Source organism: Bacteroides sp. Phil13, from assembly GCF_001940965.1.
In the GTDB taxonomy this organism is placed as follows: domain Bacteria; phylum Bacteroidota; class Bacteroidia; order Bacteroidales; family Bacteroidaceae; genus Bacteroides; species Bacteroides intestinalis.
In genome coordinates this window covers 19,058-41,852 of sequence record NZ_MSHA01000028.1, presented here as the reverse complement: position 1 = coordinate 41,852, position 22,795 = coordinate 19,058, and the positions used below count along the sequence as shown (strand labels likewise).

Below are 22,795 nucleotides of genomic sequence, written 5' to 3'. Positions count from 1 at the left end.
TTTATAAGATTATATATTTCAAAAGTTTCCTTTTATTTTTTGGGAGACAAAAATACACTATTTCCTACAATTTTATATTCAATAGGTATTGCATTTGTACTTTTAATCAAATTCAGGATATCCTCCACAGTGTTTTTCTTCTTCAGTGTACCCGAATATGTTTTAGTAGCATCCATATCAGGCGCCAGAATAATCTTCACTCCATAAGAATTCTCTAAAGTACGGGCAATCGTAAATATATCGGCATTTTCAAAGACAAACTGATTATTATGCCAATTCTCAATACCTGTATCCACTTGCTTCACTACCAGACGACGAGTTACAGCGTTCAATTCGGCTTTTTGTCCCGGGGCCAACACAATCATACCCTCATTGTGATTGCCTTTCACCTCAATTTCTCCCTTAATCAGTGTAGCTACTGCCGAACGGTTCATCTGATCACTCTTCAAGTTAAAGACCGTACCCAGCACTCTGACTTGCATGGCTTCACTTCGCACAATAAAAGGCTTTTCTACATTTCTCTTTACTTCAAAATAGGCCTCTCCCTCCATATACACATTTCTTCCATTTTCAGAAAACTCACGCGGGTACTTCAAGGTTGTATGCTTATTCAACCATACTTTAGTGCCATCGGGCAGCATCAACTCCTTCACCTCATCCCGGGCTACAACAGCCACTAACTGTTCTTCACTTTGAGACTGATAGATATGATAGCTCAAACCGGATACAAAAAAAATTCCTATGAACATAGCAGCATACTTCATCCAAGTATGCATTCTACGCACCTTGAACTGTTTAGCTTCTTCCTGTGCCAACCGTTTGAATAACTGCTTTTCTGCTTTTTCTATTTTTTTCTCATCAGTAGAATCGCCATTCTTTCCCAGATGATATATTTCCTCTATCCTGAACAATTCACGCGCATTATCGTCCGACTCGTTCAGCCAAGTGTTCACCTCACGGAGTTCTTCTTCAGAACATTCACCCATAAGGAATTTGACCAGTAATTCTTCATTCAACTTGTTTTTTCCTTCTTTCATCATACTAATAAAACAATCGTTTCGACAAAAACACTTATACCTTATTCAATAAAAACAGGACTAACATAAAGTTGAGGTAGCCCAATCTTTCACGCAGGAACTTCAAAGCTTTATACATGTGAGCCTCTACTGTCCGCAACGATATTCCCATTGTTTCTGCAATTTCCTTGTTCTTCATATCATGCAGATAACTGAGTTTAAAAACCATCTTGCATTTATCCGGCAGTTCATTAATGGCTTCGGAAAGCTCTCTTCTAAGCTCACGATCCTCTATCCTTTTCACTACATCATTACTATCCGGCTGATAGAATTCAACCCTCTTCTGATTAATTTCCGTTACGACAGCTTCGTAACTATTCTTGATGTCCCGGTGCTTCAAAACATTCAAAGCACGGGTATACACCGCCCGATACAGAAATGCCTGTATCTGCTCTCCCACCGTCACTGTATCTTTTCGTCGCCACAATTCCACAAATACATCTTGTACTACGTCCTCTGCTTCTTCCTCACCCACAATACGTGTGGCATAGAAAAGCAGATTGGCATAGTATTTACGGAAAAGGAGTTTATAAGTTGAATCAAAGTTATCACCCATAATCCCACAACTTCATTTTATCACTCTATAGCATACCACACTGCTCCCGGTTTATTCCCCATCTCAAATTCAAAGACAGAGCCATTCATTATTTGTTCATGTGTAATATAGCTTTTATCATAAGGTTTCCCGTCGAGTTTCACCGACTGAATATATATATTCTCTTTACTAACAGCCGGCGCCAATACCATAAATATCTTACCGTTATCCAAATGCATTTTCATTTCAGGATACATAGGAGTACCTATTTCATACCTGCCACTAACCGGATCTACCGGATAGAATCCCATTGCGCTAAATACATACCAAGCAGACATCTGACCACAATCCTCATTTCCGCACAAACCGGCAGGCGTATTCTTATAAAGTTCATGCATCACCTCGGCGGCATATTTCTGAGTCTTCCAGGGTTGCCCTACAGCATTAAACAAATAAATGACATGATGACTCGGTTCATTTCCATGCGCATACTGCCCAATCATTCCGGTACTGAAAATAGGCAGATCTTCATCCGCAGAAGGATTATAAGTGAACATACTATCCAGTTTCTGGGCAAAACGCTCCGTACCTCCGACCAAGCCAATCAAACCATCGACATCTTGCTGCACAGACCAAAAATATTGCCAACCGTTACTTTCGCAAATATGCGGAGTATAGTCATCCGGACTGAAGGGTTGAATAAAATTTCCTTTATTATCACGCGGCTGCATAAAAGAAGTCTGGGGATTATATACATTCTTATAGTTTTGAGAACGTTTATAGAATTCAGCTGCAATCTGCCTTTCACCCAACTTTTCTGCCATACGGGCAATACAATAATCATCGTAAGCGTATTCCAGAGTTTTAGAGAGCGACCAGTTCTCCGAGTTATAATGATCCGTCACATCATAAGGTACATAACCATACTTCTTATACAATCCAATTCCTCGATATTCATCTATATTGGCTGTAGCTACACAGGCTGCCAAAGCTTTCTTCGGATCAAAATTTCCTATACCTTTCAGATAAGCATCCACAATTACCGGTACAGCATGATAACCTATCATCATGTCCGTTTCACTTCCATAAAAGTTCCATACCGGAAGACGTCCGTTCTGTTCAAAAAAAGCAAGAAAAGACTGAACCATATCATTCACACGTTGTGGTTCTATATAAGTGTAAAGAGGATGAGCGGCACGATAGGTATCCCACAATGAAAAAGTACTGTAATTGGTCCATCCATCTGCCTGATGCACTTGTTTATCGGGACCGTAATAGGTACCGTCCACATCATTATAAATAGTCGGTGCCAGCATAGAGTGATACAAAGCCGTATAAAATTTGACTTTCTCGTCAGGATCATCGCATGTGATTTCTATTTTAAAAAGTTGCTCATTCCAATTTTTCCGGGTAACAGACAGATATTTATCGAAATCATCCTCCGGTGTTTCAGCAGCAAGATTACGGGCAGCACCTTCCATGCTTACACCTGATATAGCAGTGGTTACAAGAATCTGTTCCCCTGCAGTGGTATGGAAATCAAAACGGGCGATAGCAGACGTTCCAATTCGTTTGCCATCCTTGACAATAGCAGTAGTATCCAACTGCATTGTTGTAAACGGTTTAGAGAAGCGGGTACGAAAAAAAATATGCTGATCGCGTGCCCAACCGTCAGAAAAGCGGTACCCTTGTATAGTAACAGAATCGATTCTCTCAATATAAGTATCATTGGTAGAATCCCAATTCATAGCCTTTCGCAAGTTAAGGAAAATGGCAGCATCTGCTTCGGGGAAGGTATAACGTTGAATACCGCAACGCTCGGTTGCCGTCAGTTCTACATTGATATCATAGTCTTTCAACCGAACCTGATAATATCCGGCACTGGCAGTTTCTTCGGAGTGAGAAAATAAAGAATGAATACCTAACGGAGCATCCGCTTCTTTATAGGGCAAAGTAACAGGCATAAAAGATATATCATATAAATCACCTGCCCCGGTACCTGAAAGATGGGTATGACTAAAACCTGCAATTGTGCTGTCCGGATAGAAATAACCAGAGATACGATCCCATCCCGGAAGTCCGTTATCAGGACTTAACTGCACCATACCAAACGGGGCTTGTGCTCCGGGATACGTATTCCCGGTAAAATCCGTACCGATAAAAGGGTTGACATACTCCGTGGCATAGCACTTACTTTTCGTATCCGGTTGTTGGGACACACACGCTGAAAAGGAGAAAAGGAATAAAACCAGTAAAAACAATTCTGACAATTTCATAATACTACATAGTTAACGTGCATATGTAACAACTCAGCATCCGGAAACACTTAGCGGTTTCCCAAATAAATTCATCGAAAGAACAAATATAGGCTAAAAATTCCAATTAATTTATAACTTTGCCGCAAAAAGCGACAATGAGCTATACGACTTATCTCTTTGACTTTGACTACACGCTTGCAGATTCTTCTCGCGGCATCGTTACCTGTTTCCGTAATGTGCTCAATCAACATGGTTATACAGATGTAACCGATGAAGATATTAAACGTACCATCGGAAAAACTTTGGAAGAATCTTTCTCCATCCTGACAGGTGTGACGGATGAAGACCAACTGGCTGGTTTTAAGAGTGAATACAGAAAGGAAGCGGATACCCACATGACAATAAACACCGTACTCTTTCTGGAAACCAAATCCGTGCTGCTTGCACTGAAAGATGCAGGTGCATTCATCGGTATCATCTCCACCAAATACCGCTATCGCATAAAGGAAATGCTTGATCAACACTTCCCCGGCAGTTTCTTCAACATTATTGTTGGCGGAGAAGATGTACAAACAGCCAAGCCTTCGCCCGAAGGGTTGCTGCTTGCCATCAAACAGTTGCACGTCACCAAGGCAGAAACCCTCTACATTGGCGATAGTACAGTGGACGCTGCCACAGCCAAAGCAGCAGGTGTGGACTTTGCCGGTGTAACCCATGGAGTAACTACCGCCGAAGAATTAAGTAAATATCCGCATTGGAAAATTATGAACTCACTGGAAGAACTCTTGGAAGCAGATGAACAACCACCCCATCCGGTTGTCAATCCACCTTCCGTTCCGGTTATTGCCCCACGTCCCACTCCTCACAGAAAGAAAATGATCAATATCTGGCAAATATTAATCCTGGCAGTGCTACTATGGTTATCTTTTGAAGAAGGAGAAGATAGCAATGTCTTTATGTGGGCTTTCATTCTGGTGCTTTGGTATATCCTTACCAAACGCAGGATTCTGCCAAATCGAATATTAAACTCTTCGTGGTGGCTTCCCTGTAAGATACGCCTTCGCGCCCTACACATCAAAATGGTACAAGGAAAGAAAACACCGCCCATCAGTGAAGAAAGTAATATTTGCCTGAATTGTGATACCGTCTATACAGGTAGCTATTGCAACCGTTGCGGTCAAAGCCGGAATACTCCACGCTACCGTTTTAGTAATGCATTTAGAAATATATTAGGTGGATTCACTAATATTGATAATGGTTTCGGCCGTACCCTTCTGGATCTGCTCTATCGCCCGGGATACATGATCAGAGACTTCATTGCTGGCAAACGAATTTTATATTTCCGTCCCTTCCAAACATTATTTGTGCTTGCCGCCCTTTACATAATGGCTGTGCAACTGGTAGACCCTGAAGCCCTGAAAGAAAAGAAGGAAAAATCACAGGAAGTCCAAAGACAAGAAATACTTGCTGCACGTGAACAACTACAAAAACGAATAGAGGGAACAGAAGACTCACACACCAAAGATGTTCTGAACCAGGCCATAAAAGGCTTGAACAAGAAACTGGAAAATCTGGGAACAGAGGATTCTACGGAAATCCGGAAGAAGAATCTGATAGTCACACGCGAACTTTTGCAGAAACAGATAAAAAAGGCCAAAGAACCAGCTCAAAAGGAAGTTCTGACTCAAACTATAAAAGACCTGAATCTGGATTTGGAAAAACTAGAAACAAAAAGTTCTTTTAAAAAGGACAATATCACCATAAAAATAAATGGCGATGAAGATGATGAGCTCATAGACGAATTGCTGAAAGATGGGTCTTCAGCATTTGATAAACTTGAAAAAGTCATCCACAACACACCTTTCTTGGAAAAAGTATGGAACTTACTGAAAAGTTGGGGACATGGCAACAAGGCATTCCGCATCATTGCCACGTTACCTCTTTTTGCTCTGGCAACGCTCATGGCTTTCCGTCGTAAAAAGAACAAGCTGCGCTATAATCTGACAGAACATGTATTTATACAGGCCTATATCGCTTGCCAAATACTCTTGCTCAGCATCATTGTGCTTCCTTTCAACGGCAGTGCACAGGTAGGCGATTTATACGAATTGCCCATACTATTCATCTTTGCCCTCTTCTGCCTGGATTATAAGCAACTGTATGGATACACGTGGTGGAGAAGTTTTTGGACCACAGTACTTATGTTCTTCTACAGTCTAATATTGCTTATTATCTTTGCTATTATTGTAGTAGCCCTGATAGTTGCTGCGGTTTATATAATAAAAGTTCTCCCTATCAATTGATATGAGAGAACTTTTATTTATTTCAGGAAAAATCAATTCGTATCTATTATTGGGGATTTGCAAGAGCCCCTACCATCCATTCTGAAAAAGGATAAGTATTCATCATACCGGAATTGATTGAGGAACAAGTCCAAGCATCCCAACTGTTCTGAGTTAATGTGCGCAAGTCTGCCATATATGGAGAATATTCAAATGATTCCGGAACATTCTTCCCATCATCACCCAAATAATACGAACAATAATTCTCATACCAGCCACCCATCCAATAATCGGCAGGATCGGTTGATACAAATCCATCTCCCGTCACATCATCTTTCAGAAAGATTACCCCATCCGTAAAGTCCTTTGCATCATATGTAATAGACATGGATTCATTCTTTATAGAAAAACAACCATCACCATTGGCATCGTAGCCCAAACCACGAACAGACCGACTGTCATCACCACCAAAACCTGGTCCCATCACAACAAAGAAGCGAGGATCTGCTTTAGCAATTGCTAAGATCATCTGATATCCGGTAGATTGGTCGCTTTCTTTCCAACGATACCCCCAACTCAGGAAATGAACATTATCCTGTGTCGGATCTTCCCAGTTGTCACCACTTATCCATTGCACGCCTAATGCAGACTGACATTCTCCCTCTCCTGTCCAGAATTGAATATCACTCATAGACTTTACAGCATCATAAGCCACATATACATTCACCAGTATAGCGGCATAGGCTTCATCTTTATCCTTATAAGCTGCAAACTTCACGTCGTAGGTGCCTACCTTTGTGGGAGTAAACACATACTTCAGTTCAGTTGATACCTTCTCACCATCCACTGTCCACTCAAAACGAGCATTTTCACCATTTTCCACTTTCGCCTCCAAGGTGAGAGATTTTCCAAGTGCAACATCTTGTTTTTCACCATCGACAATGGATACTGAGAGTAGTAAAGCATTGTCGTTGGAATCATCGCTACTACAAGATTCCAATCCTATAGCAAGGACAAGACATGATAAAAAATAGATAATATTATTCTTCATAGTTATCTAAAATTAGAAGTAAAGAAGACTCCAGCCGGATATCTTGTACAATCATTATAATGTGCTTTCAAAGTAGGAGTTGCACCACTAAAATCGAATATACTAATCTGATTGATACCCACATTATCTCCATATCCTTTTATCGTATTGAAATAAACTCCTTCCGTTACCGGATCAACAGTAACTGTATTATAAACGATATTGGCATTTTCTACCATCTCTTTAACATCTACCATCAGTTTAGTTTCATTAGTACTAAAAATATGACGGTAAATTTTAGTAGCAAGACCACTCATATACAATGTATCTCCTTTGGCTGTTATACTGGGAGCAGCAGCAAATGAAGCTGACAACGTTTTTGTAGCATCTGTATTCGACGACAAATCGTTTTCTTTTATAATTGAATAATCTTTGGCACTGACTTTAGCTATTTTACCAGTTGAAACCGATACCCAAACGTTATTATCTGATGATTTTACCACACCCGAAATATTACCGTCAAATTCAACCGTTGCCGATACTTTATCCTTTCCGGATTCTATGACAAGAAGATTCTTGTTTTGCGAAGCAAAAACTTTTCCTCCAACAACTGCCATCGTATTTTTTCTGGCTCCTTTCGTTCCTTCGATAAGAGTCGCTTCTCCTGTAGAAGGATGAAACAACTTAATACCTCCGTTATCACGCAGATAAATGTTATCATCGCCCAACACTGCTACATGTGTAGGCCAACTTACCTGACTCTTCAATTCATCACCAAAAGCGGTTTCCAGTTTCAATGTTTCAGCATTGACTATCGTTAAAAAGCCTCCCTCGTTACCTCCGTTTTGAGAAACAATATACATTTTATTGTTGGCAATAAACACATCCTGCGGAACACTGCCTAACCATGATCCATTGTTCTCTTTTTGGAAAGCCTTCTCCACAAGTTCTCCCTCCGGACTTATAAAGATTAGGTAGCCACCTTTATCACCTCCCCAAGCTGCACCTTCGTTCAGTATAAAGGTTCCATACTTATACTTTCCATACACGTCGAGGTCTAACTTGGCTGCTGCTTCACCTTGCTCCGCATTTGAAACTTTCAGTTGAATTTCACTTTTTCCAAGATCCGTCGCAGTAAACTCATAAGCAGGGGTGGTAGAAACTTCCTTACCATTCAATGTCCAGACATATTTCACTTCTGAACTTCCTTCTACTACAGCCTTTAAATTCAGAGTTGCACCTTGCACTACTTCTTGTGCTTCGGCACCCTCTATCACAACTGTTAAAGGCGACAACGGTTCTTTGTCATCATCACTACAAGATACTAGTCCTACCGTAAGGACAAGGCATGATAAAAAATAAATAATGTTCTTCTTCATTGTTAGTATATAAAAAATTAAAAACTAAAATTCAAACATCAACGAGCACAGCACATTACGCAATGGCATCGGATAGTATTGTGTCGATTCATAATAGGTATTCAGAATGTTATCCACACGTACTTGCGAAGTAAGCTGCATGCCGTTCCCTAATTTCCACAAATAACCCACTAATAAGTTATGAACCGTATAAGGACGGGTTGAATAAGATTCATCAGTTGTGACATAACGTTTACCTATATAAGTAGTCTGCCACGAACAAAAGGCTTTTTTATAATCGAACGCCAGCCGTGCATTCCATTTCAATTCGGGCACATAAGGGATCTGCTGCATATAAGAGTTATCATCTACATGCTGCTTCTTCCGCGTACGCGAACGAGCCCAGCTGAAATTACCGGAAAGTGTAGTCTTGAAATCTCCAAAGCTAAGCACCATTTTACCAGTAAACTCTGCTCCCATCGAGAGGACATTACGTTTGTTCTGAGGTGTCCATATCCACTGGTTGCCATCTTTTGGAAGCCACAATATCCAATTGTCAATATGCATCAGATAACCGGACGCTTCTGCATTCAATGTCATCCAGGAGGTTAAATCATTCTTATAACCGATGGCTGCGTCATAAGAATAGCCGTCTTCGGGTTTCACATCAGGATTTCCACCGGGACGCCAATAAAGATCATTCATACTGGGAAAACGATAATTATACGACATGCTACCTTTTACGTAGAAGGTCTTATCGAAAAAGTTTGTGGCAAAACCAGCCGACCATGTAGACACGTTCCGGCTATTATTCTGCTCGAACATATACTGTCCATGCAGTTGTAACCATGGCAATAATGTCCAGTTCGCCGAAGCTTGCAACGACAATACATTGCGATGATGCTTCAATGGCGGTTCGGGTACCGGTATATTATAATACACATCGTCTATCAGGTACTTAGCGGAATCCACATCAATGTAACTACTCACATTTACCAAGTCGTGTGTATAGGTAAGCGTAGCATTCAATACCAACTCGTCAACAGGTGCACACGAATAATCAGCAACCCCCTGCCATGTCTGCGAAGAGTTGATATTGCCTTCCGGGTCGAACAACCCGCCATCAAACCATTTGTCATACTTCAGACGATAATAAAGCCATGCGCCTTTTACATGAAATTCATGGATGCCACGCACGTAGTCGAACCCTACATACCCGCGAATATTCGTTTCATTCTGCTGTTCGTGTGTCTTTCCCACAATGCCTAATGGTTGGGGCAACATACGCTTCCCTTGTTGTATCCAGCCTACAGCAGCCAGTTGTGCGTACGGATTCAGTTTAAAGTACCCTTCCTGCATCGCACTCCATTGTGAATATTTGGCATCTTGCCGCTTCTCACGGAAAGCTTCATTAGTAAGTACTTTATTAATATAAGTATAGTCATTATCCGAATGCTGATAAAACAAACGTGTTTTCGAAACCACCCGTTTGCCACTTACATTAATCTGTGTTCCTCCGGTATATGTGTTATAAGAACCATATTCTCCAAAAAATTTACCTGTAACTCCCTTTCCCCACTCCGGATCATTGAAGATGTTTACACTCCCACCCACAGCACCGGTACCACTCTTCACATGACTGCTTCCATAATAAAGGTTCACGTTGTCGGCAAAGAAGACAGGGAACTGCGAAAAGTCAAACACTCCGGACATCGGCGGCGTGATGTTGATTCCATTCCAGTTGACCCGGGTTTGCGCAGCACTTCCTCCACGGAAAGAGGCTGTAGATAATGCTCCCGTGCCCAGGCTCTTAATGTAGGTAGCTGAATTTTCGGTCAATAACTCAGAAAACGAACGGGTTTTATTGATTTGCAGCAATTCAGGCTCAAGATGCGTCACTTTTGCACCGGCATTTGCTTCATTGGCATGACGTATCCGACGGGCTACAATCTGCACCTCATCCAGATTCAGGCCATAGGCAATCGTATCCTTTTTTTGAGCTATCGCATCAGTCACCAGCAGGCATGCGGCAACTATCAGGAAAAACAGTTTTCTCATAAACTTAGATTATTGAACTTCGGATGATTCAGGGAAATAGACCTGATTGGGATAAATACCAACACGGTAACTTTCAACATTTCCACTCTCTTTATAATGACGAATATAGCCACGCTGTGCCGAATAGTCCAGACAGTCGCAGATATACACTTCCCCTTGCGGACTTACTCCACAACCATACATCATATCTACTCCAGGTACATGACGATGTAATTTAAAAGTGCCATCATCCGTATTCAACGTATAAATACTTTGTTGTGAGTCATTCGGAAGACCCGGTTTGCAGGTTCGCACACTAAAATAGATCAGAGTTTTAGTAGCATCCATGTCAGTCCGGTTATAGCTGATAGTTCCGGTTACATCCCCTTCTTTGGCTTCATTCTTACTGACAAAAGGCAGTCTGTAAGTAGTCACTACCTTCTCCGTCTGCGGATCAATACACTTTAACAGGATAGCAGTAAGTTTGCCTTTATCACGTTCGTTCATCAAAGCCCATATCTTGCCATTTTTGTCTTTCAGCAATTTACAGGTTTTAGTGACTTCCTCATTATAGACTTCTTCTATCATGCGGCTTCCTTCCAGAGTAATATTGTCCAGATCGAACACATAAACCCCTTTTGCTGTAATACCCAAAAGTTTATGTTCAGACACTTCCATATATTCTACCCATTTTCTGATAACGATATATTCCAAGGGAGTACCATAAGGAGGCACGGTACGAATCCGTACCAGCTGGCTGGGCAAATCAACACCGGAGACATTGTTACTTAAAAGATCGGAAACGATAGCAGTAGTATCCGATATAGCCACAATCTGACGTGGTAATCCTGCCTGTGTATAAAGTATCGTACCTTCGGATTCGAAAGTCTTGGAATTCACAATCTCGATTTTCTTAGAATTGTTCAAAGCGATGAAGTACTTCCCATTAATCATCGTAATAGATTGTGCTACATCCCCTAACGGTCGGTTATTCACAACACGAAAGACATCGGGACTCACCATCCCGTTACGGTACAATACAGATATAGCTCCCATATTCGTACCTATTCTTCCCTCGTTCAAAACAATAGCTTCGATATTACCCTCGCCCACTCCGGCAGGAAAATCATCCTCATATTCGCAGGCGGATAATGATACCATTAGCACTGCACAACATAACCTCAAAATGCGTTTCTTCTGCATACACACAATTATTTTCCGTTATGTTTCGAGGTACGAAGTCAGAGCAATGACCTCTCATATCTATAACAATATGAGTTGAAGCAATGTGAATCTCTTAAGTTCCTTTTCCCCCGAAACTGTAGATTGCAGACTTTGCAGGCAGGTCTTCTGACTCGCTTCCTCTCCGGAAGTCCTTCCCATCCTATACGGACAGTGGACAAGTGTAGAATTTATCCGAAAAGTTTAATGAAGCTCACAGCAGTGGGTCTGTTCAGGAGTTTCACCTGATTCCCTTTTCACCTCGTTTGATAAGATATATCACGAAGCACCCGAAAGCCGGATTCTTAAATCCGAGTGCAAAGATAGACATTATAAATCATGCAAGGAAGAATATTCTAAAAAAAAAGAAAATGAACTTAATGTTTTATTCCCTCTTATAAGTTTGCTTGGTTCAGTACTCAAGGCTTTATGAATAGGTCCCGTATATTCATTATATCTGAGTCTTATTTACTCCGTGTCTTCTCCGTATCTATACGCTTGGACTTGATACGGAGTTGGTACGGCCTTGACACGGAGTTGGTATGAAGCAGACTTGCAAGAATCCCTTCCTGACAGATTTCCTAAATCTATTCCTCAAAAAAAGAGGAAGAAACGTTTGTCTGTTCCAAATAAAAGAAGTACTTTTGTGCCCGATTATTCCGCACCGGGTTCGACAAAGTGCTTTCTAAGTGATTAGAGACCACCCGACGGAGCTAACTTATACATTATATATAAGAAATGTACGCAATTGTAGAAATCAACGGTCAGCAATTTAAAGCAGAAGCTGGCAAAAAGCTGTTTGTACACCACATCCAGAATGCAGAAAACGGTACAACAGTAGAATTTGACAAAGTTCTTTTGGTAGACAAAGAAGGTGCTATCACCGTAGGTGCTCCCACCGTAGAAGGTGCAAAAGTAGTTTGCCAGATTGTATCAAGCCTGGTAAAAGGTGACAAAGTTCTCATTTTCCACAAGAAAAGAAGAAAAGGTCATCGCAAGTTGAACGGTCACCGTCAACAATTCACAGAGTTAACAATCACAGAAGTAGTAGCTTAATCAATTTAAAACAGTAAGAAGAAATGGCACATAAAAAAGGTGTCGGTAGTTCTAAGAACGGCCGCGAATCACAGAGCAAGAGATTAGGCGTTAAGATATTTGGTGGCGAAGTTTGCAAAGCTGGTAACATCATCGTTCGTCAAAGAGGTACTGAATTCCACCCGGGTAACAACATCGGTATGGGTAAAGACCACACTCTTTTCGCTTTAGTAGACGGAACTGTACAGTTCAAAGTAACCAAGGAAGACAGACGTTATGTATCTGTAATCCCCGCTGAAAACGCAGAAGCGTAAGTTTCAGAATAAAAAATAAAGAAAAGGGATGTAATCCAATGGATTGCATCCCTTTCTTTTTATAACAAAAACAACACCTTATTTGTTTTTTACTTATCTTTGTGCTCTCAAATCAAGATTTTAATCAAAACAAAGTATCAAGATATGCTTACCATCAAACAAATTACAGAAAACACCGACGCGGTGATCCGCGGACTGGAAAAGAAGCATTTCAAAAATGCTAAAGAGACAATAGACCAAGTAATTGCCTTTAACGACAAAAGACGTAGCACACAGTCTGTATTAGATAATAACCTCTCTGAAGTGAACTCTATTTCCAAATCTATCGGACAACTGATGAAGGAAGGAAAGAAAGAGGAAGCTGAAACTGCCAAAAGTCGTGTAGCCGAGCTAAAAGAAACTAACAAGACTTTGCAGGCTGAAATGGATCAGGCCGCCGAAGATATGCAGAATCTACTCTATACTATCCCTAATGTACCTTATGATGAAGTACCCGAAGGTGTAGGCGCTGAAGATAATGTAGTAGAGAAAATGGGTGGCATGGAGACCGAACTTCCCAAAGATGCACTGCCTCATTGGGAACTGACGAAGAAATATGATTTGATAGACTTCGACTTGGGCGTAAAAATCACAGGAGCCGGATTCCCGGTTTACAAAGGAAAAGGTGCACAGTTGCAACGCGCACTGATCAACTTCTTCCTGGACGAAGCCCGCAAGGCTGGCTATCTGGAAATCATGCCTCCGACAGTGGTAAATGCAGCTTCCGGTTACGGAACAGGCCAGTTGCCCGATAAGGAAGGTCAGATGTACCATTGTGAAGTAGACGATTTATATCTCATTCCGACAGCTGAAGTTCCCGTAACAAATATCTATCGTGATGTGATTCTAGAAGAAAAGCAACTTCCGATCAAGAACTGTGCTTACACGCAGTGTTTCCGTCGCGAAGCCGGATCTTACGGTAAAGATGTGCGCGGTTTGAATCGTCTGCACGAATTTTCTAAAGTAGAATTGGTACGCATTGATAAGCCGGAACATTCCAAACAGTCTCACAAAGAGATGCTGGACCATGTAGAAGGATTGTTGCAGAAACTGGAATTGCCATATCGCATCCTTCGCCTGTGTGGCGGCGACATGAGCTTTACAGCCGCCCTTTGCTTCGACTTCGAGGTTTATTCCGAGGCACAGAAGCGTTGGCTGGAAGTAAGTTCCGTTTCTAACTTCGATACTTATCAGGCTAATCGCTTGAAATGCCGTTACCGCAGTGGAGAAAAGAAAACAGAACTTTGCCATACATTGAACGGATCTGCATTGGCATTACCACGTATCGTTGCCGCTTTACTGGAAAACAATCAAACTCCGGAAGGTATCCGTATCCCAAAGGCACTGGTGCCGTATACGGGTTTTGAAATGATTGACTAAAAATAACTGCGCTATACTGGCAGGCAAATAATGATTCGCTCTTACACAGGTAACCTCAGACGTTTATACTATTACGTCGATATGGCCTGGTAGGAGCGAATTATCATTCGCCCACATCAGTTACACAGCTTTTTAGAAGAAACTTTCTTTGTTTTTACCAAATAACCCGTATCTTTGCAATCCGTAACATTCTGAAAGTAATTACGTAATTATACCAACAAATTTTATAGATAATGAACAAAATCATTAGCAAAGAACATTTTTCTGAAAAGGTTTTTAAATTAGAGATTGAGGCACCTTTAATAGCCCGTTCACGTAAGGCAGGACACTTCGTCATTGTACGTGTAGGCGAAAAAGGCGAACGTATGCCATTGACAATTGCAGCGGCTGACACCGTACGCGGTACTATCACTTTGGTAGTACAGGAAGTTGGCCTCTCCTCTACCCGCCTTTGCGAACTGAATGAGGGCGATTACATCACCGATGTGGTAGGTCCGTTGGGACAAGCTACTCATATTGAAAACTTCGGAACAGTGGTTTGTGCAGGTGGTGGTGTAGGCGTAGCTCCCATGCTCCCTATCGTACAGGCTTTAAAAGCTGCCGGTAACCGCGTGATCGCCGTACTTGCCGGACGTAGTAAAGAGCTGATTATCCTTGAAAAAGAAATGCGTGAAAGCGCAGACGAGGTCATCATTATGACCGATGATGGTTCATACGGACGCAAAGGATTGGTAACCGAAGGCGTTGAGGAAGTCATTAAACGAGAGAAAGTGGACAAATGTTTTGCCATCGGCCCCGCCATCATGATGAAATTTGTTTGTTTGCTGACTAAGAAATATGAAATACCGACCGATGTTTCGCTGAATACGATCATGGTGGATGGTACAGGTATGTGCGGTGCTTGCCGCATCACCATCGGCGGAAAGACCAAATTCGTTTGTGTAGACGGCCCGGAATTTGATGGCCATCAGGTAGACTTCGACGAGATGTTGAAGCGCATGGGTGCTTTCAAGAGCATCGAACGCGAGGAAATGCACAAACTTGAAGAAGGCGAATCTTGCAAAGTTATACCGGAATCTGCACAGGAAGTAGACGAGAAAAGTCGTAATGCCGCATGGCGTTTGGAACTTCGCAAGGCAATGAAACCCAAAGAACGTACCGCTATTCCGCGTGTTGAAATGAACGAACTCGATCCGGAATACCGCTCACATAGTCGCAAAGAGGAAGTAAATCAGGGGCTGACAGAGGAACAAGCCCTGACGGAAGCTAAGCGTTGCCTCGATTGCGCAAACCCAGGTTGCATGGAAGGTTGTCCCGTAGGTATTGATATTCCTCGTTTCATCAAAAACATTGAACGCGGAGAAATACTTGAAGCTGCCAAGACGCTGAAAGAAACCAGTGCCCTGCCTGCTGTTTGCGGTCGTGTTTGCCCGCAGGAAAAACAGTGCGAGTCAAAATGTATCCACCTGAAAATGAAAGAAAAGCCGGTAGCTATCGGCTATCTGGAACGATTCGCCGCTGACTATGAACGTGAAAGCGGGCAAATCTCCGTACCGGAAATCAAAGAAAAGAATGGTATTAAGATTGCCGTCATTGGCTCCGGACCTGCCGGACTTTCTTTTGCCGGAGATATGGCTAAATATGGTTACGATGTTACTGTCTTTGAAGCTCTTCACGAGATAGGCGGTGTACTGAAGTATGGTATCCCCGAATTCCGCCTGCCGAACAAAGTGGTGGATGTGGAGATTGACAATCTTGCCAAGATGGGGGTTAACTTTATTAAAGACTGTATCATAGGTAAGACTATCAGTGTGGAACAGTTGGAAGAAGAAGGTTTCAAAGGTGTATTCGTGGCATCCGGTGCCGGATTGCCTAACTTTATGAATATTCCGGGAGAAAATTCCATCAATATTCTGTCATCCAATGAATACCTGACGCGTGTCAACCTGATGGATGCAGCAAGCGAAGACTCTGATACTCCGGTTCCTTTCGGTAAAAACGTAGCCGTTATCGGTGGCGGAAACACAGCTATGGACTCAGTACGTACTGCACGTCGTTTGGGGGCCGAACGTGCTATGATTATTTATCGTCGCTCCGAAGAGGAAATGCCTGCGCGTATCGAAGAGGTAAAACATGCCAAAGAAGAAGGTGTGGAGTTCCTCACGCTGCATAATCCGATAGAATACATTGCCGACGAACAAGGAAAGGTGAAACAAGTTATTCTGCAAAAAATGGAGCTTGGCGAACCGGATGCTTCCGGACGCCGTAGCCCTGTAGCAATCCCAGGTGCAACAGAAACTATTGATATAGACCTGGCTATCGTCAGCGTCGGAGTTTCTCCTAATCCGATTGTACCTTCTTCCATTCCGGGACTGGAAATGGGACGCAAAGGCACGATTGCAGTAAATGAGAACATGCAGTCGTCTATTCCGACCATTTATGCCGGTGGTGATATTGTTCGTGGTGGTGCTACCGTTATTCTTGCTATGGGCGACGGACGAAAAGCCGCTGCTGCTATGCATGAGCAACTGAGCAAATAAGCAGAATTTGTCAAGAGCAAGTTTACATAACATTAACAAAGCGGGAAGATTTCGGTCTTTCCGCTTTTCTTTTTCCAAAATAGATGATCTGTTTACTCCGATTACATCATTCATTTGCCCTAAACAGATGGTATGTTTCGAGCGATTACATGGTATATTATGAACCCAAACATAGTATCTTCTGATAAACCCTACATACAGGCACAAAAAAAGAGGGGCAACTTGCGTCACTCCTCTTACTATCTTCGTTCCCGAAACTAAATCAGGATTACATGGACAAAGATACGGAATCAAACAGCTAAAGTCAAGTTTTTCACCGTTTTTCTTCCCGTTTATTTCACCACTTTGTTCGTTGCCGGATCAGGGAAAATCACCGACGGCTTGAACGATTTGGCTTCTTCAAAATCCATCAAAGCATACGACATAATAATGATGATATCGTCCGGCTGCACCTTACGGGCTGCCGCACCATTCAGACATATTTTGCCCGAACCACGTTCACCTTTAATAATATAGGTTTCAAAACGTTCGCCATTATTGTTGTCGGCTATGTACACTTTTTCACCGGCAATCATATTGGCCGCATCCAGCAAGTCCTCGTCAATCGTAATGCTTCCCATATAATTGAGGTTAGCTTCTGTGACACGAGCGCAATGGATTTTCGACTTCAGCACTTCAATCATCATAAGGTCTGATCTCTCTTTTTAGGTTTATTACTTTTTATACTTAATGTTGTCAATCAAGCGAACCTCACCACAGAATACTGTAATGCAACCTACAGCATACGCCGTATCTTCCCAATTGGCTATTTTCTGCAACGTGTTGCCATCCACCAGTTCAAAGTATTCCAGACGCAAACCGGGAGCGGCCGCAATAGTATCTTCTACAAACTTCTGAGTCTCAGCAACTGTATGAGAAGTCGCAAAGGTACGACTTTCAAATAATGTTTGCGATATTTTTAAAGCATTTTTGCGTTCTTCAGCAGATAAACGTGCGTTACGACTACTCAGAGCCAGCCCATCCTCTTCACGTATAATAGGGCAACCCACTATTTCCAACGAATAATTCATCCGACGCACCATCTCACGAATGATAGCCAACTGCTGGAAATCTTTCTCTCCGAAGTAAGCGCGGTCCGGCTTCACTGCATCAAACAGCTTGCTCACAATCTGGCAAACACCATTGAAATGTCCCGGACGAAACGCACCTTCCATCACCGTATCCAACGGCGCATAGCTAAACTGGCGCGTATCCGGTTCGGGATACATCTCCGCAACCGAAGGAGCGAATACAAACGCAGCACCGCAAGCTTCCAACAAAGCACAATCGGCATCCAGCGTACGGGGATATTTCTCTAAATCGTTCTTGTCGTTAAACTGTGTCGGGTTTACAAAAACACTCACTACCGCAGCATCATTTTCAGCAACACAACGTTTCACCAATGACGCATGACCGGCATGCAGGGCACCCATTGTAGGCACCAATCCTACCTTTTTACCTTGGGCCCGTAAATCCGAAAGTCCGGCCTGCAAGTCCTTGATAGTATGTACTATTTCCATTTTTATAGGTTATATAATAACTTAGTTGTTCGCAAAAGCGGTGCAAAATAAACTATTATTTAGCATATAAAGAAGAAATATCGCAAATTAATGCAAAAGTTCTACTTAAGCAGCACTCCTCTTTGAGACAAAGCATCACTGATTAACAAGCAGTTAACAATTCATAAGGAATTATAGAGTCGCCTTATTTGCTCAAGTGCCCGATTTTTTTTATATCTTTGCAGAATAATTGAGAACATTGTTATTATGACAAAGGCGAATAAGGTTTTATTTATTACCCAAGAGATTACTCCTTACGTACCAGAATCCGAAATGTCCCTTGTAGGCAGAAACCTACCTCAAGCAATCCAGGAAAAAGGCAGAGAAATTAGAACATTCATGCCTAAATGGGGGAATATCAATGAGCGCAGAAACCAATTGCACGAAGTGATACGCCTCTCCGGTATGAATCTGATTATTGACGATACCGACCACCCCCTTATTATTAAAGTTGCTTCCATTCAATCTGCCCGCATGCAGGTATATTTCATCGACAACGATGATTATTTCCAGAATCGCTTGCAGGCTGCTGATGAGAATGGCGTGGAATATGGAGATAATGACAGCCGTGCTATATTCTATGCACGCGGTGTACTGGAGACGGTAAAGAAGTTACGCTGGTGCCCGGATATCATCCATTGTCATGGCTGGATGACTGCCTTAGCTCCTTTGTATATCAAGAAAGCATATAAGGACGAGCCTTCATTCCGTGACGCTAAAGTAGTATTTTCTGTTTTTGAAGATGACTTCAAAGAATCATTCAATGCTGATTTTGTAAACAGATTGGTATTGAAAGGCGTTACAAAAAAAGATATGGCTCATCTGAAAGCTCCTGTAGACTATGCTACGCTGTGTAAACTGGCTATCGATTATTCGGATGGAGTAATTCAGCAAAGTGAAAATGTTAACGAAGAGGTTATGGAATATGCCCGCCAGGCAGGAAAACCGATTTTAGAATATCAAACTCCCGAAACATTTGCCGAGGCTTGTAATGAGTTCTACGATAAAGTGTGGGAAACAGAACAAAAATAAACAAGATAACAAAGAAAACTATGAAAGTTAAGTACTTAGGAGCATTGCTTTTAGCAGCAACCCTTACTTTCTTTGGTTGCGATGATAATACCGGAACGTTAGGAATAGGAATGTTACCCGGATCTGACGGTATTAGCGCACATACGACAACATTCGATGTGACTACACGTTCTGTGGTTGCTGATTCTGTATTTGCAAAAACCAGTACCGGATATGTAGGCCGTTTTACAGATCCTCAATTCGGGTATTACGAAGCCAGCTTCCTGACGGAATTGAACTGTATAGATGACTTCAGTTTTCCTGAGAAGTATGATTTTGATAAGAAAACCGGTATTTTGACTGATGATACAGTAGCAGGTGTACGTTTAGTTGTTTTCTACTCTACATGGTTCGGTGACTCTCTGAATGCCTGCCGTATGAGTGCATATGAATTGGACAAAAAATTAGAGCGTAACCGTTATACCAATATCAAGCCGACAGATTATTATGACTGGCTGAATCCTACAAAGTCATTATTGGGTCGCAGAGCCTATACAGCTTATGATACAAGCGTAACGGATGAAGAAAGGAACGAAACCGATAGTAATGGTAACAAAACATACTATCCAAGTGTTATTTTCACACTCGACAAGGACAAATTTGGAAATGATTGGATTGATCTTTGCCAGAGTCATCCCGAATATTTCAAGAACTCCGATGCTTTCATTGAAAATGTATTCAAAGGTGTATATATAAAAAGCGATTATGGAGACGGAACCGTACTTTACGTAGACCGTGTAGACTTACAAATGAAATATCAGTACTATGTATTGAATGATACTACCAAAGTACCTTATAAACGTAAACAGGAAGGTTTCGAAGGTCAGGATTCTACAGCTTATAGATGGCAAACTGAATTTGCTTCTACAAAAGAAGTTATTCAAGCTAATCAATTCCTCAATTCTGATAAAATTGCAGAGCTTGCCAAGATAGAAGATTGGACATACATCAAATCTCCTGCCGGAATTTTCACAGAAGCAATTTTGCCATATGACGAAATCTATGAAAAGTTATCTAATGATACGCTTAATGCCGTAAAACTGACTTTCACTAATTACAATGAAAAAAGTGATTATGAATTCAGTATGAGTGCTCCAAGTGAGGTTTTATTGTTACGTAAAGTAGAATTCAAGAGTTTCTTTGAAGAAAACAAGTTACCGGACAATGTCACTTCCTTTACAGTGGCACATAATAATGTAACAACTAACCAATATACATTTAATAATATTGCCCGTTTGGTTACAACCTGCATCAAAGGAAAGGATGCTGCAAAGAAAAAAGCAAAAGAAGAAGCTGGCAGTGCTTGGACTGATGAGAAAGATAAACAATGGGAAGAAGACTGGAAAACAGTATACCTGATCCCTGTTACAATCAGTTACGATACAAGTAACAACACTAAAACAATGACTGGCATCCAGAATGACTTGAGACCAGGATATGCTAAACTGAAAGGTGGCCCGGCTAAAGAAGGTGACAAAGTTAAGAATCCACTAAAGTTGGAGGTAACTTACACCACATTTAATAAGTAAGCTTTTCCTAAAAAGTATATCAACAAAAAAGCCTTTCGTTCATTTGAACGGAAGGCTTTTTTGTTGATATACTCTAAAAGAAGTGGACTACTTAGCAACTTCTTTCTTAGTCACTTTCTTTGTCGCTGGTTTCTTTGCTGCCGGGGCTTTAGTTTTAGCTGTTGTTGCTTTGACAGCCTTTACCGGAGCAGCTTCCCCTTTTTCCAACTTAGTCTGTAATTGTTCTAATTCTTTATGCAATTCATCAATTTCATCACCTTGATTCTTAATAGTCGTCAACAAGGCATTCAGTTCCTCATTGTCTATATCCATTGGATAAAGCGACTCTACCCGTTTGATGAAATCACCCAAAACATTCATATAGTTGGTGAAAGCATCATACGGAGATTCATAAATACCCCTATTCAAACCTACACCACTATTTTTCGTAGTCATAAAGCGGAAGTTATTACTTGCCTGCAAATAATCCCAATCCTGCTTGATACGACGGTCATCAGACAAATGGATACGTTCAGCAATGCTATATAGCTTATTGAAAGCTTCGCGTTGCATACTGTTACCCAACCAGCAACTGGTGTCTCTTTCCTCATCAACCCAAGACATAGGATATGGCACATCCAGTTGGGATACCGATTTCAATTTACTGATAATCTCTGTTGGCGTAGAGAATGCAATACCTTTATCTTTTGCACAAGCAGGCAACGCCTTCAGGAATTCCAAGATATTGGATGAAAGTGGCTGGGACATTCCCAAAGCACTCAGTTCCATAAAGATATTGATAACCTGTTCTTCCTGTGGCAAAGCATCAATCCAGCCAATATATTTATCTGCAAACAACGGATACTCACTCCATTCCGAGTTAGAAAAACGCAAACTTATATCATCTGAAAGTTTAAAATCACGCAGCAACAATTTCAAGTTGGGGTTATGAGTGCAATGATATACATAGTGCGGGCTCTTCCAACCCAAAATATGTTTGGCACCTTCAGTCAACATACCTTTAAAGCCCATACTTGCTACCAGTCCTCCTATTTCATCAGAGTAAATCAAGCTGGAGTTACGGAATACCTTCGGTGACTTACCGAACATTTGTTTCATCTTAGCACACTGACGCTTCACTTCTTCTTTAAAACAATCCTCATTTGCCAAAGAAGAAAGCCCATGAGAATAAGGCTCGGCGAGGAACTCACAACATCCCGTGTCATTCAACTGATGTAGCAGATCAATGACAGCCGGTGCATGGATTTCCAACTGTTCCAAAGCCACACCGGAAATCGATAAAGCTACCTTAAATGCACCTCCGGAATTCTTTGCCATGTCAATGAGCGCACTCAATGCAGGAATATAGGAACGTTCGGCAACTTCGTTGATACTATATTCGTTGGCATAATCATCATAGTAATAATGATTCGTACCTATATCAAAGAAACGATAGCGTTTCAGGTGAATGATTTGATGAATCTCAAAATAAAGACAGATGGTTCTCATATCT

The 22,795-nt window shown here is 41.6% G+C and carries 17 protein-coding genes and 1 riboswitch; of the genes, 7 read left to right on the top strand and 10 right to left on the bottom strand.

Annotation, left to right across the window (positions count from 1 at the left end):
• Positions 1-32 precede the first annotated feature (32 nt).
• The 3 genes from BWI44_RS04465 to BWI44_RS04455 are packed head-to-tail and all read right to left on the bottom strand — an operon-like array spanning position 33 to position 3,887.
• Positions 33-1,040 (bottom strand): FecR family protein, encoded by a 1,008-nt coding sequence (locus BWI44_RS04465; RefSeq protein ID WP_007666461.1) that lies wholly within the window; start codon positions 1,038-1,040, stop codon positions 33-35.
• 31 nt (positions 1,041-1,071) lie between these two features.
• On the bottom strand, positions 1,072-1,632 hold the full coding sequence (locus tag BWI44_RS04460) for an RNA polymerase sigma-70 factor (protein WP_022394495.1): 561 nt from the start codon (positions 1,630-1,632) through the stop codon (positions 1,072-1,074).
• A gap of 20 nt (positions 1,633-1,652) precedes the next feature.
• The gene (locus BWI44_RS04455) at positions 1,653-3,887 is read right to left on the bottom strand and encodes a GH92 family glycosyl hydrolase (RefSeq protein WP_118424699.1); all 2,235 of its coding nucleotides are present in this window, start codon (positions 3,885-3,887) and stop codon (positions 1,653-1,655) included.
• 137 nt (positions 3,888-4,024) lie between these two features.
• Here BWI44_RS04455 and BWI44_RS04450 point away from each other — a divergent pair, with 137 nt between their 5' ends.
• Positions 4,025-6,172, top strand: coding sequence for an HAD-IA family hydrolase (locus BWI44_RS04450; RefSeq protein WP_138291535.1), 2,148 nt, complete (start codon positions 4,025-4,027; stop codon positions 6,170-6,172).
• Positions 6,173-6,218: 46 nt separating this feature from the next.
• On the opposite strand, the gene BWI44_RS04445 is transcribed toward BWI44_RS04450, so the two are convergent.
• Genes BWI44_RS04445 through BWI44_RS04430 form a run of 4 tightly spaced genes read right to left on the bottom strand, consistent with a single transcriptional unit; the run spans position 6,219 to position 11,779 of the window.
• Positions 6,219-7,202, bottom strand: a complete 984-nt coding sequence (locus tag BWI44_RS04445) for a PKD-like domain-containing protein (protein ID WP_138291534.1) — start codon at positions 7,200-7,202, stop codon at positions 6,219-6,221.
• A 2-nt stretch (positions 7,203-7,204) separates the two neighbouring features.
• Positions 7,205-8,560 carry a DUF5074 domain-containing protein gene (locus tag BWI44_RS04440; protein WP_195209263.1) on the bottom strand — a complete coding sequence of 452 codons (1,356 nt, stop codon included), beginning with the start codon at positions 8,558-8,560 and terminating at the stop codon, positions 7,205-7,207.
• A 24-nt stretch (positions 8,561-8,584) separates the two neighbouring features.
• Entirely contained in the window at positions 8,585-10,597 is a 2,013-nt protein-coding gene (locus BWI44_RS04435) for a TonB-dependent receptor plug domain-containing protein (protein WP_007666476.1), read from the bottom strand.
• 9 nt (positions 10,598-10,606) lie between these two features.
• On the bottom strand, positions 10,607-11,779 hold the full coding sequence (locus tag BWI44_RS04430; RefSeq protein WP_021967055.1) for a DUF5074 domain-containing protein: 1,173 nt from the start codon (positions 11,777-11,779) through the stop codon (positions 10,607-10,609).
• 119 nt (positions 11,780-11,898) lie between these two features.
• Positions 11,899-12,106, bottom strand: a riboswitch (cobalamin riboswitch).
• 429 nt (positions 12,107-12,535) lie between these two features.
• Here BWI44_RS04430 and rplU point away from each other — a divergent pair.
• The 4 genes from rplU (at position 12,536) to BWI44_RS04410 (ending at position 17,105) form a co-directional block, all read left to right on the top strand.
• Positions 12,536-12,853: a 50S ribosomal protein L21 gene (gene rplU, locus BWI44_RS04425; RefSeq protein WP_007666485.1), complete on the top strand. Its 318-nt coding sequence runs from the start codon at positions 12,536-12,538 to the stop codon at positions 12,851-12,853.
• A 23-nt stretch (positions 12,854-12,876) separates the two neighbouring features.
• Entirely contained in the window at positions 12,877-13,146 is a 270-nt protein-coding gene (gene rpmA, locus BWI44_RS04420; RefSeq protein ID WP_195209262.1) for a 50S ribosomal protein L27, read from the top strand.
• 144 nt (positions 13,147-13,290) lie between these two features.
• A complete protein-coding gene (gene serS / locus BWI44_RS04415; RefSeq protein WP_195209261.1) occupies positions 13,291-14,565 on the top strand; it encodes a serine--tRNA ligase in 1,275 nt (424 codons plus the stop codon).
• Positions 14,566-14,798: 233 nt separating this feature from the next.
• Positions 14,799-17,105, top strand: coding sequence for a bifunctional dihydroorotate dehydrogenase B NAD binding subunit/NADPH-dependent glutamate synthase (locus BWI44_RS04410; RefSeq protein ID WP_195209260.1), 2,307 nt, complete (start codon positions 14,799-14,801; stop codon positions 17,103-17,105).
• A gap of 332 nt (positions 17,106-17,437) precedes the next feature.
• On the opposite strand, the gene panD is transcribed toward BWI44_RS04410, so the two are convergent.
• Entirely contained in the window at positions 17,438-17,791 is a 354-nt protein-coding gene (panD, locus tag BWI44_RS04405) for an aspartate 1-decarboxylase (protein WP_007212709.1), read from the bottom strand.
• A gap of 27 nt (positions 17,792-17,818) precedes the next feature.
• A complete protein-coding gene (panC, locus tag BWI44_RS04400) occupies positions 17,819-18,664 on the bottom strand; it encodes a pantoate--beta-alanine ligase (protein WP_007666497.1) in 846 nt (281 codons plus the stop codon).
• A 246-nt stretch (positions 18,665-18,910) separates the two neighbouring features.
• On the opposite strand from panC, the gene BWI44_RS04395 reads away from it, so the two are divergent.
• A complete protein-coding gene (locus BWI44_RS04395; RefSeq protein ID WP_007666498.1) occupies positions 18,911-19,735 on the top strand; it encodes a glycogen/starch synthase in 825 nt (274 codons plus the stop codon).
• Between the two features lie 20 nt (positions 19,736-19,755).
• Positions 19,756-21,303, top strand: a complete 1,548-nt coding sequence (gene bamH, locus BWI44_RS04390; RefSeq protein ID WP_195209259.1) for a BamH family beta-barrel-assembly machinery protein — start codon at positions 19,756-19,758, stop codon at positions 21,301-21,303.
• Positions 21,304-21,390: 87 nt separating this feature from the next.
• Here the strand turns inward: bamH and BWI44_RS04385 are convergent, their stop codons facing one another.
• On the bottom strand, positions 21,391-22,791 hold the full coding sequence (locus BWI44_RS04385; RefSeq protein WP_195209258.1) for a glycoside hydrolase family 57 protein: 1,401 nt from the start codon (positions 22,789-22,791) through the stop codon (positions 21,391-21,393).
• Between the last annotated feature and the right edge of the window lie 4 nt (positions 22,792-22,795).

What these genes read in the sequence shown, in the direction of transcription:
- BWI44_RS04465 (WP_007666461.1), bottom strand. Translation starts at nt 1,040, where the DNA reads ATGATGAAAGAAGGAAAAAACAAGTTGAATGAAGAATTACTGGTCAAA.
- BWI44_RS04460 (WP_022394495.1), bottom strand. Translation starts at nt 1,632, where the DNA reads ATGGGTGATAACTTTGATTCAACTTATAAACTCCTTTTCCGTAAATAC.
- BWI44_RS04455 (WP_118424699.1), bottom strand. Translation starts at nt 3,887, where the DNA reads ATGAAATTGTCAGAATTGTTTTTACTGGTTTTATTCCTTTTCTCCTTT.
- BWI44_RS04450 (WP_138291535.1), top strand. Translation starts at nt 4,025, where the DNA reads ATGAGCTATACGACTTATCTCTTTGACTTTGACTACACGCTTGCAGAT.
- BWI44_RS04445 (WP_138291534.1), bottom strand. Translation starts at nt 7,202, where the DNA reads ATGAAGAATAATATTATCTATTTTTTATCATGTCTTGTCCTTGCTATA.
- BWI44_RS04440 (WP_195209263.1), bottom strand. Translation starts at nt 8,560, where the DNA reads ATGAAGAAGAACATTATTTATTTTTTATCATGCCTTGTCCTTACGGTA.
- BWI44_RS04435 (WP_007666476.1), bottom strand. Translation starts at nt 10,597, where the DNA reads ATGAGAAAACTGTTTTTCCTGATAGTTGCCGCATGCCTGCTGGTGACT.
- BWI44_RS04430 (WP_021967055.1), bottom strand. Translation starts at nt 11,779, where the DNA reads ATGCAGAAGAAACGCATTTTGAGGTTATGTTGTGCAGTGCTAATGGTA.
- rplU (WP_007666485.1), top strand. Translation starts at nt 12,536, where the DNA reads ATGTACGCAATTGTAGAAATCAACGGTCAGCAATTTAAAGCAGAAGCT.
- rpmA (WP_195209262.1), top strand. Translation starts at nt 12,877, where the DNA reads ATGGCACATAAAAAAGGTGTCGGTAGTTCTAAGAACGGCCGCGAATCA.
- serS (WP_195209261.1), top strand. Translation starts at nt 13,291, where the DNA reads ATGCTTACCATCAAACAAATTACAGAAAACACCGACGCGGTGATCCGC.
- BWI44_RS04410 (WP_195209260.1), top strand. Translation starts at nt 14,799, where the DNA reads ATGAACAAAATCATTAGCAAAGAACATTTTTCTGAAAAGGTTTTTAAA.
- panD (WP_007212709.1), bottom strand. Translation starts at nt 17,791, where the DNA reads ATGATGATTGAAGTGCTGAAGTCGAAAATCCATTGCGCTCGTGTCACA.
- panC (WP_007666497.1), bottom strand. Translation starts at nt 18,664, where the DNA reads ATGGAAATAGTACATACTATCAAGGACTTGCAGGCCGGACTTTCGGAT.
- BWI44_RS04395 (WP_007666498.1), top strand. Translation starts at nt 18,911, where the DNA reads ATGACAAAGGCGAATAAGGTTTTATTTATTACCCAAGAGATTACTCCT.
- bamH (WP_195209259.1), top strand. Translation starts at nt 19,756, where the DNA reads ATGAAAGTTAAGTACTTAGGAGCATTGCTTTTAGCAGCAACCCTTACT.
- BWI44_RS04385 (WP_195209258.1), bottom strand. Translation starts at nt 22,791, where the DNA reads ATGAGAACCATCTGTCTTTATTTTGAGATTCATCAAATCATTCACCTG.